The sequence below is a fragment of the Peptostreptococcus russellii genome, assembly GCF_900110295.1.
GTDB lineage: Bacteria > Bacillota > Clostridia > Peptostreptococcales > Peptostreptococcaceae > Peptostreptococcus > Peptostreptococcus russellii_A.
This window is the reverse complement of sequence record NZ_FODF01000007.1, coordinates 24,898-38,136: the sequence shown is the minus strand read 5'-3', so window position 1 is coordinate 38,136 and position 13,239 is coordinate 24,898. Positions and strand designations below refer to the sequence as shown.

10 protein-coding genes are annotated in these 13,239 nt (G+C 29.7%); 9 read left to right on the top strand and 1 reads right to left on the bottom strand.

The window, feature by feature from the left end:
* The first annotated feature begins 268 nt into the window (after positions 1-268).
* From BMY82_RS05415 to BMY82_RS05390, 6 genes are all read left to right on the top strand, one after another.
* Positions 269-1,063: an HAD family hydrolase gene (locus BMY82_RS05415; RefSeq protein WP_091975514.1), complete on the top strand. Its 795-nt coding sequence runs from the start codon at positions 269-271 to the stop codon at positions 1,061-1,063.
* 13 nt (positions 1,064-1,076) lie between these two features.
* Positions 1,077-2,039, top strand: coding sequence for an N-acetylmuramoyl-L-alanine amidase family protein (locus tag BMY82_RS05410; protein ID WP_091975512.1), 963 nt, complete (start codon positions 1,077-1,079; stop codon positions 2,037-2,039).
* 18 nt (positions 2,040-2,057) lie between these two features.
* A complete protein-coding gene (locus tag BMY82_RS05405; protein WP_180366744.1) occupies positions 2,058-3,707 on the top strand; it encodes an Eco57I restriction-modification methylase domain-containing protein in 1,650 nt (549 codons plus the stop codon).
* Positions 3,708-3,858: 151 nt separating this feature from the next.
* A complete protein-coding gene (locus BMY82_RS05400) occupies positions 3,859-4,122 on the top strand; it encodes an HPr family phosphocarrier protein (protein ID WP_091975508.1) in 264 nt (87 codons plus the stop codon).
* A 214-nt stretch (positions 4,123-4,336) separates the two neighbouring features.
* Positions 4,337-6,049 (top strand): phosphoenolpyruvate--protein phosphotransferase, encoded by a 1,713-nt coding sequence (gene ptsP, locus BMY82_RS05395; protein ID WP_091975506.1) that lies wholly within the window; start codon positions 4,337-4,339, stop codon positions 6,047-6,049.
* A 516-nt stretch (positions 6,050-6,565) separates the two neighbouring features.
* On the top strand, positions 6,566-7,219 hold the full coding sequence (locus BMY82_RS05390) for a hypothetical protein (protein WP_091975504.1): 654 nt from the start codon (positions 6,566-6,568) through the stop codon (positions 7,217-7,219).
* 339 nt (positions 7,220-7,558) lie between these two features.
* On the opposite strand, the gene BMY82_RS05385 is transcribed toward BMY82_RS05390, so the two are convergent.
* Complete coding sequence (locus tag BMY82_RS05385; protein ID WP_091975502.1) at positions 7,559-8,641, bottom strand: hypothetical protein; 1,083 nt, start codon at positions 8,639-8,641, stop codon at positions 7,559-7,561.
* Between the two features lie 240 nt (positions 8,642-8,881).
* On the opposite strand from BMY82_RS05385, the gene scfB reads away from it, so the two are divergent.
* The 3 genes from scfB to BMY82_RS05370 all read left to right on the top strand — a co-directional run bounded on the left by scfB (position 8,882) and on the right by BMY82_RS05370 (position 13,202).
* Entirely contained in the window at positions 8,882-10,255 is a 1,374-nt protein-coding gene (gene scfB / locus BMY82_RS05380; protein ID WP_091975500.1) for a thioether cross-link-forming SCIFF peptide maturase, read from the top strand.
* A gap of 125 nt (positions 10,256-10,380) precedes the next feature.
* On the top strand, positions 10,381-12,063 hold the full coding sequence (locus BMY82_RS05375; RefSeq protein ID WP_091975498.1) for an ABC1 kinase family protein: 1,683 nt from the start codon (positions 10,381-10,383) through the stop codon (positions 12,061-12,063).
* A 32-nt stretch (positions 12,064-12,095) separates the two neighbouring features.
* Positions 12,096-13,202, top strand: coding sequence for a glycosyltransferase (locus BMY82_RS05370; RefSeq protein ID WP_091975496.1), 1,107 nt, complete (start codon positions 12,096-12,098; stop codon positions 13,200-13,202).
* Positions 13,203-13,239: the final 37 nt, after the last annotated feature.

Genomic DNA, 13,239 nt, shown 5'->3' with positions numbered 1-13,239 from the left:
GATGTTGATTAATTTTAATAAATAGTTATAAAAACAATTTAAATTATTTTAAAATGTTTTGTGATGGTTTTTTAGTTGATAACTAAAAAAAACATATAAAAAACTTAAAGAAAAAAATAATGAAATTAAGTGATAAAATTGAATAATTGTATGAAATAAGGGAAAAATAAGACTATAGTTATTATATAAAATAAAAATCTATTATATTAGTAGAAAGTGCTATACTGTGATATAATAACTATGATAACAATGTATTTGGGAGGTCTTAATGGTAAAGTTAGTAATTGTAGATTTAGATGGAACATTTTTAGATGATAATAAAGAAATGAGCCCTGAATTTGGGAAAGTTTTCAAGGCTTTAAAAGAAAAAGGGGTTCAGTTTTGTGCAGCTAGTGGAAGACAGCTAGCAAGTATAAAAGAACAGTTTAAAAAATATCAAGATGATATGATATTTATAGCTGAAAACGGATCTGTAATAGAAATAGATGGAAAAATAGCACATGTAGAATATTTAAGTTCAGATATTAGAGATAAAGTTTTGAAAAGAATAAAGACGTTAAAGGATGACAAGAAAGTTATTTATTGTACAAAAGAATATTCATATATAGATGACTTAAATGATGAACAATCAAGAAAAAATGCTGAACTATTTCTTCCTAAGCATAAGGTCGTAAAGAACTTTGATAATATAGAAGAACTTCCAGTAAAGTTTTCAGTTTATTCAAAAGACGGTTATGATAGTGACTTTGAAAAACTTGTTGAAGAATTTGGAGATATTGCAACAGTTTGTACTTCAGGTTTTGAATGGTTGGATATTATTCCAAAGAATTCAAGTAAAGGAACTAGTATAAAGAAGATACAGAAGATGCTTAATATAACTGATAAGGAAACAATGGCATTTGGAGATCAGATGAATGATTTTGATATGTTAAACTCTGCATATTATAGTTATGCTATGGATAATGCTATAGATGAGGTTAAGCAGATATGTAGATTTAGCGCACCTTCTAATAATGACTATGGAGTAGTGCAGGTTCTAAAAGAATTTTTCAACATAGATTAGTTGAGGAGAGCTTATGAAAAAAATAAATAGAAAAGGGAAAATAAATAAAAAAAGGTTATTTCTAGTTGTCTTTATATTTGTTTTATTTATATTTCTTCTTTCTAGAGTTTTTTTAGGTATAAAAGGATATGTAGCTTCAAAAAAAGAGCCTGAGCCTGCTGTTAAATCTCAAGAAGAGATTGATAGAGAAAAGCAAAGGATTATTAATATAGCAATAGACCCAGCTAAAGGTGGTATTAATGAAGGTTTAGCTACACCTGACGGAAGCATGAAAGAGAAAGATATAAATTTAGATATAGCTAAGAGAATAAAGGCTAATTTAGATAGGCATGAAGATGTTAAGGTTTGGCTTACCAGAGAGTATGACGATAATGTAGATACCAAAGAAAGGGTTGCGGCCCTTAAAAAACACAATGCAGATGCATTGGTATCAATAAGATTAAATGCACAGGGAAAATCAAATGAGGCACAGGGGATGGATACTTATTATTCTAGCCTGCTTTCAACAAAAAATATTGCAGATGAGGAAAAAGCCAGCATAAAGCTTAAAAAAGACAGCGAAGAAGAATCAGATTCAGAGAAACTTTCAGAAAAAGATATTGATAAAAAAGAAAGTGAATCTGAAAAAGAAAAAAGATTAAAAAAAGAGGAAGAAATTAAGAAAAAGAAGCTAGAAAAACAAAAAGCAAGAACTATGTTGTCTAAAGATTTAGCCCAGTCTATTCAATCTACAACATTGTCCTTTGTAGATTTCAAGGATAGGGGAATCAGTAGCAAAAATTTTGATATGCTTCTTTATACAGATATGCCTTCTGTAATAGTGCAGTGTGGATTTATTTCTAATGAGGCAGATGGAGAAAGGCTTCAAGATGAAGAAACAAGACAGGAAATAGCAGATGGAATAAGCGATGGTATTTTAAATTATATTGACTCTAATAGAGATAAAATTATAAAAGATAGAGTTAATTATCGATAATTTGAGAGGAGAATGGATGTGAATCTTTATAGTGCTTCAAGGGAATATAGAGATGCTTTAGATAATTTGAAATGCAAAAAAGACGGTATATATTATACTCCAGAATCAATTGTAAAGTTGATGGTGGAAGAGCTATTTAAAGATACAGCTATTTCAAAAGAGATTAAAATTCTAGATATTGCTTCAGGTTGTGGACTTTTTTTTAGCGAAGTAATCAACTACTTTGTAGAAAAGGAAAGCAATAAGTCTGAAGTATTGGATATCTTTAGCAAAAGTTTATATGCCATTGAAAAAGATAAAGGTTCCGCTAACATTTTAAAAAAATACATTAGAAATAAATATGAAAACTTTGCATCAATCAACAAAAACATATTTATTGACGATGCATTATTTCCTCAAAATAAAAAAATAAAAGAGGGGATGTTTGACTATATAATAGGAAATCCCCCATATGTTGGACATAAAAGTATTGATGCAGACTATTCCAAAGCTTTGAGAAAGTGCTATGGAGAGGTATATATTAATAAGTCTGATATATATTATTGTTTTTTTAAGAGAGCTATAGATTATTTAAAAGAAGGTGGAATATGTTCATATATAGTTCCAAGATACTTTCTTGAATCACAGTCAGCTTTATATGTAAGAAAATTTTTAGAAAATAACACGGAGATAATCAGTATATTAGATTTTAGAAATTGTGATGTATTTTCAAAACATATAGGGATATCTCCGTGTATAATAACTTTTAGAAAGAATACAGCTTCAAAAGATAATTCACACAAAAAAGATGTAAAGATTAAAATAATTCATAATAAAGAGGATTTAGAACATCTTTTATCGGGTACTAATATAAATAATGATGGAGTTTTATTTAAAGACGATACATCATGGGCTGTTATTACTAAAAAAGAAAAAGTAATAATGGATTCAATTAAAGATAAGGTAAGATATAAGCTGGGAGATATTGTAGATAGCTACCAAGGTGTAATAACAGGTTGTGATAAGGCTTTTATTACAGATACAGATTCTGACCTTATAAAAAAGATTGATTGTCATCTATGTAAAAAATGGATCAAGTCAAAAAACATAAAAAGTTATAATATAGAAGAAAGTAAAAAAGTTCTCTTGTATACAGACTCCATTAAGGAACTTGATGAGGGAGAATTAAGGATACATCTTCTAAATTATAGGAATAAACTAGAAAGTAGAAGAGAGGTAGTTCGTGGAATCAGACGCTGGTATCATTTACAGTGGGGAAGACAGGAAAAGATTTTCGAACAGGAAAAGATAATATATCCTTTTAAGAGTAAAAATAATAGATTTGCTCTAGATAAAGATAACTCCTTTTTTAGTGCAGATATATATTTCTTCACTATAAAAGATGAATTTAAGGATTTAATCTCTTACCCATATCTTCTAGCTATTTTAAATTCTAGTATTTATGAAACTTATATGCAGGCTTTTTTAAAGAAAATGGGCAATTCTGTATATGAATATTACCCATATAGACTTCTAGAAACATATATTTTTATAGATGAAAATTATAAAATGCTTGAAAATACAGGAAAAGATATATTAAATCAAACAAATACAAGTGAAAAAGAGTATTTAATGAAAAAAGTTGATGAAATAATAGAAAAAAGTTTAAAATTAACAGACTTTGATTAAAAGTTAAAATTAATATGGTATTTTCTCTGTAAATGTTGTAAAATATAATTGGTTTTTATTTTTATATTTAAATAGGGACGTAATCTGACCATGAGGGTCGATTATATAATTAACAAGGTTAAATTAATGAGTATACAATGGAGGTTTTTTTATGAAAAAGGAAGTAACAATTATCAATGAAACAGGTCTTCATGCAAGACCAGCTAGTATGTTTGTAAGAGAGGCATCAAAGTTTAAGTCATCTGTTGAACTTATACATGATGGTGAAAAGGTAAACGCTAAGTCAATAATGGGTATAATGAAGTTAGGTTTATCAAAGGGAACTACAATTGAAATAGAAACTAACGGTGAAGATGAAGAACTAGCTCTTGACACAATGGTTAAGCTAGTTGAAGATGGTTTCGGCGAAAAGTAATATAAAGGTTAAAATGGCAAGATGTTAAGGGCTTTTGCCCTTAACATTTTTTGTAACTAAGTAGAGGCTTTCAGTTTCAAATAAAGAAAATGATTTCATGGTATGTGTATTACACAACTAATATATGAATAGATTATGGTAAATGTAAAGCAGAAGGAAGAATCTTAACTTCTGTAGTATATGAAGTATATGAAAAGTTTGGAGGAAGATTAAGATGATGAAAGGCATAGGAGCATCACCAGGGATTGCAATAGGCAAGGCTTTGGTTGTTGAAGAAAATGAAATAGTAATAGAAAAAAGAGCAGTTACAGATGTAGAGGCTGAAGTAAAGAAATTAAATGATGCAGTAGAAGTATCAAAGGAAGAACTAACTGCAGTTAAGGAAAAAGTTGCCAAGGAAGTAGGAGAAGAAGAATCTGAAATATTTGGTGCACATCTATTGGTTTTAGAAGATCCTGAATTTATAGGTGAAGCTGAAAACAAGATAAAAAATGAAGCAGTTAATGCTGAATACGCTCTAAATGAAGTAAAAGATATGTTTGTAGCTATTTTTGAAGGTATGGACAATGCATATATGAAGGAAAGAGCAGCAGATGTAAAGGACGTAACTGGGAGAGTATTAAGACATATTCTTGGAATAAAGGTAATAGACTTATCTTCATTGAAGGATGAAGTTGTACTAGTAGCCCACGACCTTACTCCATCTGACACAGCAACAATGGATAAGTCAAAGGTTTTAGGATTTTTAACAGATATAGGTGGAAGAACATCTCATACAGCTATAATGTCAAGAACTCTTGAAATAGCAGCTATAGTAGGATTAAGTGATGCAACAAAGACAATAAAGGATAACGATATGGTAATCTTTGATGGAGATACTGGCGAAGTATTTGTAAATCCAGAACAGTCTTTAATAGATGAATATACAGAAAAGAAGAGACTTTTTGAAGAAGAAAAGAAAGAACTTGAACTTTTAAAGGGTAAGAAGTCAGTAACTACTGATGGAAAGCATGTTGAACTTGCTGGAAATATTGGTACACCAAACGATATAGAAGGTTTAATAAAAAATGATGCTGAAGGAGTAGGACTTTATAGAACAGAATTCCTTTATATGAATAGCGACAAGTTCCCTGAAGAAGATACACAGTATGAAGCTTACAAGGCTGTATTAGAAGGTATGGAAGGTAAACCAGTAGTAATAAGAACTTTAGATATAGGTGGAGATAAGAAGCTTAGCTACTTTGAAATGGAAAAGGAAATGAATCCATTCTTAGGATATAGAGCTATAAGACTTTGTCTTGATAAGACTGAAATATTTAAGACACAGCTAAGAGCACTTTATAGAGCTTCAGTACACGGTAAGCTTAGAATAATGTTCCCAATGATTTCTTCATTAGAAGAACTTTTAAAGGCAAAGGAAATTTGTAATGAAGTAAAGAAGGAACTATCTAATGAAGGTATTGAGTATTCTAAGGATGTAGAAATCGGTATGATGATAGAAGTTCCATCAGCAGCAGTAATCTCAGATATACTTGCTAAGCATGTTGATTTCTTCTCAATAGGTACAAATGACCTTATTCAGTACACTTGTGCTGTAGATAGAATGAATCAGAAGATAAGCTATCTATATAATCAGTTTAACCCTGCAGTTCTTAGATTAATAAATCTTGTAATAAAGAACGCTCATGCAGAAGGTAAGTGGGTTGGAATGTGTGGAGAATCAGCAGGAGATCAGAAGATGATACCTATTCTTTTAGGATTTGGTCTTGATGAGTTCTCAATGTCTCCAATATCAATACTAAGAGCTAGAAAATTAGTAACTTCAGTAAGTGAAGCTGATATGAAGGCTCTTGCTAATGAAGTATTAAGCTTGAGTACAGCAGAGGAAATAGAAGAATATATGGAAAAGTTTATATCAAATAGATAGTAGAAAGTTTAAAAGATATATAATATAAAATTTTAATATACCTAAAAAGGGCCGTCATCTCAACAGACGGTCTTTTTTAGTGTGAAAGACAAATATTAATAAAATTAAATAAAAAATATGATAAATAGAAAATAACTATAAAACATAAAAAAACGAAATAAATAGATTTTTAAAAATAAAAAATAAAAACTTTTTTTATACATCTGCAGAAATAATTATTTAATATTGAAAATAAAATTATAGTAAAATCAATCCTGGTGAGGGACTAATAATAGATGGTCAAAGATAGTCCATCTTGGACAAAATAAAATACTAATAGAAGATATATGATGTAAATATAGAGTTTTTATATAAATATGATATACTATATATAATAAAAATAGATATAATATATATTATATCCAATTAAATAGCTTAAAAATCATGGACAAAAAGAAATAAATATGTTACTATTGAATTGGAAAGTGATTTCACAATTAATATAGAGCTTATTTAAAATTATAGGAGGCGTAACAGATGATAGGAGATATAGTTAGATACAATTTTTTCACTTTAGACGATGCAGATAAGGAGACATATGCATTAGATTATGCTATAGTATTAGACAAGGATGAAGAAAACGATATCATAAAAATATTGCCTTTTACAAGCAGATATAACAAGGATTCAATAGAGAACTTCTGTATTGGAGATATTCCAGGTTTTGTTGAAATTAAAAATGAAGGTTATGTAAACAACAAACAGTATGTTCATTTTGATAAGATAATGGATGTTAATCCTGAAGAGCTTTATCCAGTTCATCATCAGGACGTTTATGGAAGAATAGCTAGAAATGATTCAGGAAATCCAATTAATGTTAAATTAGCTGATGAACAGTTAGATAGAGTAGTAAATAGATATGGAATATACGAAGCTGGAGAAGAAAAAAATATAATTAATCTTCTTGCCAAGGCTGACGCAAAGTACGTAATAAATACTGAAGACAATGATATTGAAAAGTTGCGTGAAGTATGCAATAAGGAAATGGACAAGTATAGAGAGTACAATTTTAGCGATAAAAAAGTTATAGTATTCTTTGTAGATGGAGACAGATATTCAATAGTAATGGAAGCTACAAATAATGACGATTTAGAATGCAGAAATCAAGACCTTAAAAAGGTATTTAATTAATAAAAGATCCTAAATGGATGAAACAAAAAAGCAGATAGGTTTTGTTTACAAAAAACTACCATAATCACTCAAAAGACTTGAAACAGTTTAAAGTATAGATTTTGAAAATATCAGAATCAGCGGAAATCTGAGAAGGTCGGAAAAAGAGACTTCGCCAGAGTCTCTTTTTTTTTGTAAAATAATAGGAAATAGAAAGTAACTAAAGCTAAATGAGATTTGTAAAGAGAGTATAGAAGTTGACTATGTATGAAAATAATTTAGCTTTTGAAAGTAATAGAAATTAATTAATGAAAAAAGAAAATAAAAAAAGCCATTGCTTTTGCAATGGCTTAAATTTATTTATTTACTATTATATGCTTGCTTAAATGCACTTACGAATATTGCTCTTGCTTCAGATATCTGATTTGACTGAATTGGATTATCTCCCTCCAAGTCATTAAACATCTGTGCAGCTACCTGATCAAGGTTAGAAGAATTTCCACCACTCTGCTTGTAACTTGCACCTGAGTTGTATCCAGCACTTCTAATTTCACTTCTTAAATTGTTGTTAAGACTTGATACTGATGGAACAAATTCGTCATTTCCAGAAGAACTACTTGATCCACCAGAAGAACTGCTTGATCCACCTGAGCCTCCAGAAGATCCACCAGAAGAACTGTTTGATCCAGAAGAACTGCTTGATCCACCTGAGTTTCCAGAAGAACTTGAACTAGAAGAATTTCCTGAGTTATTATCTCTATCAGAATTTCCGCTATTGTTACCCTTATCAGATGAACTAGAATCATTCTTCTTGTTAGAATTCTTTTCGTCATCAAGAGAATTTATATCTGAATTATCCCTATCATTCTTATTATCTTTGTCCTTGTCACTAGATTCTTTATCATCCTTTGGAGCGTTCTTATCGTCTGTAGGAGCCTTACCTCTTACTTCCTTAATATCAGAACGTATCTTATCCATCATATCCTTGAATTTGTTAAATAACTTGTCATATTCTTTTAACTTTTCCTGATAAGTATTAGGGTCAGTTACAACAGTATCTGCAAGTTCAAGAGATATATCATACATTTTCAACAACAGGGACTTTGCCTCTACAAGAGGTTTGTAAAGTGTTTGTGTATTTTTAAGAAGAGTCTTGCCATTCTTTATAGAGTCCTTAGCTGATACAGCATCTCTTTCAAGATCTGGATTCTTACTTACATCGTCAATTGTTTTAAGGTTATTCTTCAGTTCATTGTAGTATGAAAGAATTTCCTTGTATTCAATTACCACCTCTTCTACATTATCCTTTGTTATCTCTGTTATATATTCAATTTTCTGAGTGTCATTTTTCGTTGAAGTCTTCTTTTTAGGGCCACATGCAACCATTGTAGCTGACATAGTTAACGCTAAAAGAGTCACCATAGTTTTTTTGAATAGCTTCAAAATTATTCACCTCCATTAATACATATGTATCATTATAACACAAAAATACGATTAAACATATAAAAAATAAGAAAAAGATGACTCAGAAATAGCTCTAATATTGAAATTTTAATGTCTATAAAGTAGAGAGAATTTTAATTTAATTATGTAATTTACTACATTAGACATAAGTTCACAATGTACATATAAATGTGATATAATATAATTTGACATTATAGGGTTAAAAGGGAGGAATTTGTTTTGAAGATGATACATAAGTACAATATGAACGGATACAATATAGTAATAGATGTAAATGGTGGAGCTGTTCATGTTGTTGATGATGTGACTTATAGAGTTTTAGACTTTTATGAAGATAAGAATTTAGAAGAAATAGTAGAACTATTATCTAATGAATTTGATAGAAAAAAAGTTGAAGAGTCATATAAGGAAATAGAAGAGTTAGTTAAGGAAGGTTTATTATACACAGAAGATGAGTATGAGTTTCATCCAAGCTTTGTAAATAGAGAACCAGTTATAAAGGCACTATGTCTTAATGTAGCACATGATTGCAACTTAAAGTGTAAATACTGTTTTGCTAAGCAGGGAGATTTCGGTGGCAATGCTGAACTTATGCCACTTGAAATTGGTAAGAAGGCCATGGATTTTCTTGTTGCCAACAGTGGTAATAGAAGAAATCTAGATGTGGACTTCTTTGGTGGAGAACCTCTTATGAACTGGGAAGTTGTCAAAGAATTAGTTAAATATGGTAGAGAAATAGAAAAGCCAGCAGGAAAGAATATGAGATTTACAATTACAACTAATGGTGTTCTTTTAGATGATGAAAAAATAGATTTTATAAACGAACATATGCATAATGTAGTTCTTTCTCTTGATGGTAGAAAAGAAATAAATGATAATATGAGACTAACAGTAAATGACAAGGGAAGCTATGATGTAATAGTTCCTAAATTCCAAAAGTTAGTATCTCAAAGACCAAAGGATAAGTATTATTATGTAAGAGGAACATTTACAAGAAATAATCTTGACTTTTCAAAGGATATAAATCACTTTGCTGATCTAGGTTTTGAGCTTACTTCAGTAGAACCAGTAGTAGATGATGAGTCAAATCCATTTGCTCTTAGAGAAGAAGATCTTCCTAAGATATTTGAAGAATATGAAAATTATGCTGCAGAACTTGCAGAAAGACAGTTAAAGGGTGAAAAACTTAAATTCTTCCACTTTATGATAGACTTAAATCAGGGACCATGTGTTATTAAGAGAATAACAGGATGTGGTGCTGGTAATGAATATATATCAATAACTCCAAATGGAGATATATATCCATGTCATCAGTTTGTTGGTAAAGAAGAATTTATAATGGCTAACTTAAATGATGAAAAGATTGAAATACCAGAAGATATGAGAGAAATGTTTAGAAATGCTCATGTCTATAATAAAGAAGAATGCAAGACTTGCTGGAATAAGTTCTACTGCTCAGGCGGTTGTCATGCAAATGCAATCAACTTTAATGGCGATATAAGAAAGCCATATGAACTTGGTTGTGAAATGCAAAGAAAGAGAACAGAATGTGCAATAATGATACAGGCAAAGCTTCTATCTGAAGGAAAATAATATTGGATTGATATAGGTAAAAAGGCTACAGGTTACTACAATATATTTTGTGTTAGTAGCCTTTTACACTTATATAAGTCTGACTATTATGTCATTACTTTAAATTGAAAAGGGTGAATAGATCTATGAGAATAAGTTATAAATACATTGGAAGATATAAAGAAATAGCAGGAGTATTAATAAAATACGGTTTCGGATATGTAATAGAAAAACTAAATAAAGATTCTGTTGCCTCAAAGATAAGTACAAAGTCACCTAAGGGGGATGTAAAAGTAATGACAACAGGTCAGAGAATAAGATGCGCCTTTGAAGAATTGGGACCTACATATATAAAGATAGGTCAGATTTTGAGTACAAGAAAAGATTTATTTGACGATGAAATAATATCAGAATTGTCCAAGCTGAGAGATGATGTTATACCAATAGATAATAAGATTGCAATGGACATACTTGAAAGGGAACTTGCCTGCAATATAGATGAAGTCTTTAGCTATGTGAGTTCAGAACCTATAGCAGCAGCTTCAATCGGTCAAGTATATGATGCAACTTTTTTAGATGGTAAAGAAGTAGTTGTAAAAATACAACGTCCAGAAATAGAAAATACTATAAAAGCTGATATTTCAATATTAAAAAGACTTGCTGAAAATCTTGACTATTTTAATAAAGAATGGAATATTGACGTTAAAGAAATGATTTCTGAATTAGAAGTACAGCTTTTAAGGGAGTTAGATTATAAATTTGAAGCTATTAATGGAATAAAGCTGAGAAAAATATTTAAAAACAGCAAAGATGTATTTATACCTAAAATTTACAATGACTATACAACTGAAAAGATATTGGTAATGGATAAAGTTAATGGTATATGTCTATCAGATATAGAGAATCATCAAATAAGTGATGATGAAAAAAAGAGAATCGTAGATATAGGTGTAAGATCATTTTTCAGACAGGTAATGACTTGTGGATTTTTTCATGCAGATCCACATCCAGGAAATATATTTATAGTTGAGTCCAGCAATGGAATAAACAAACTTGCATTTATAGATTTTGGAATGATAGGAATAATAGATGAAAAAACACTAAAACACTTGAATCAGATGATTATTGCATCAACAAATAAAAATATTGATAAAATTATAAGAATACTTACAGACATGAATGCAATGCCAAATGAATCTAATAATGAAGTTCTAAGAAGAGATCTTCTATACCTTATACATTATTATTATGATATACCATTTGATAAATTAAGTATTGCAGAAGTTTTAAATGAAGCATTTAGATTTATGAGAAGTCATAAAATAACACTTCCATCTCAATTAGTACTTTTAGGAAAAACAGTTATAACTTTAGAGGGAACTTCTAGAGGTTTATATAAAAACTTTAGTGTTGAAACAATAGCTAGATCCTATATGAGATATTATAGGGAAGATAAGATGAATATAAAAAGAAATATGGAAAGACTAAAGTCTGATGTGGACGAATACTATTACGACATGGTTACAGTACCAGGTCAAATAAAGACTATATTGGGAATACTTGAAAAGAACAATTTGAAAATGGATATAGGTGAAATGAAATCTCCTAAGCTAGAAGAAAATATAAAAAACTTTACAACACAAGTATCTATGAGTATTATGCTTGCTGCTTGTATAGTAGGTTCTTCTCTAATAATGGCGTCAGATAATATAAAATGGAGCAAAATGATAAAATATGTAAGTATACTAGGTTTTATAATTTCATTTATTATAGGAATAACTCTTGTATTTCTGATATTAAAGAACAATTATCATAAAAATAGTAAATAATGATATAAACTTTGTTATAGAAAGGGAAAAAAATGAAGAAAAGAATTTGTTATCTTGCAGATGCATCTAATCCACATGTTAAAAAATGGTGTGATTATTTTTTAAAGAGAGATTATGAGATACATTGTATAAGTTTAAATGGGGGAGAAATTGATGGAGTAACAGTACACAATTTCCAAACTAATGTAAATGAAGTAAGAAATGAAAAAATTTATAAAAAAACAAGCTATTTAAGTAATATAAAAAAGATAAAGGAGCTTGTACATGAATTAAAGCCAGATATTCTTCACGCGCAGTATGCGAGTTCATATGGATTTATAGGTAGTCTTTTGGGATACCATCCATATGTAGTTTCGGTTTGGGGAACAGATATATATGATTTTCCGAGAAATGGATTTATACAGAAAAGTATAATTAAGCACAACTTCAGAAAGGCTGATTATATTTTTTCAAATAGTGTAGATATGGCTAGAGAAGCTAATTTGTATACTAAGAAAAAGGTATATGTAACATTTTTCGGTGTAGACATGGAAAGATTTCATCCTATGGAAGTGGAAAAAGATGAATACTATAGAATAGGAATAATAAAAAGTCTAGAAAAAAAATATGGTATAACTTATTTAATAAGTGCTTTTAAAGATATTCTAGAAATGTATGACGGAGAAGTAAGAGGAAGAAAACTAAAGCTTGTGATAGGTGGAAGTGGTAAAGACGAAGAAAATCTAAAAGCTCAAGTTAAAGACTTAGGAATTGAAGATTCAGTTGAATTTTTAGGAAGAGTTCAACCAGAGGACATATGTAAAGAGTTCAATAGCTTCGAGTTTTCTGTATTTCCATCTTTAAGAGAAGGATTTGGTGTGGCTGCTATTGAGTCTGAAGCCTGTGAAACACCAGTGATAATAACTGATGTTGGAGGTCATAAGGAATCCATAGAAACTGGTAAAAGTGGTCTAGTAGTAAGCCCTGCATCTGTTGAAGAGCTTGTGTTGGCAATGTCTATGCTAATAGACGATGAAGATAAAAGAGCAGAGATGGGAAAATATGGAAGAGTTTTTGTTAGAAACAACTATGAAGTAAATGACAATTTCTACGATATATCTTTAATATATGATATGATTCTTGAAGAAAATAAGAAATAATATAAAATTTATATAGATTTTATTACAGAAGTAAGCT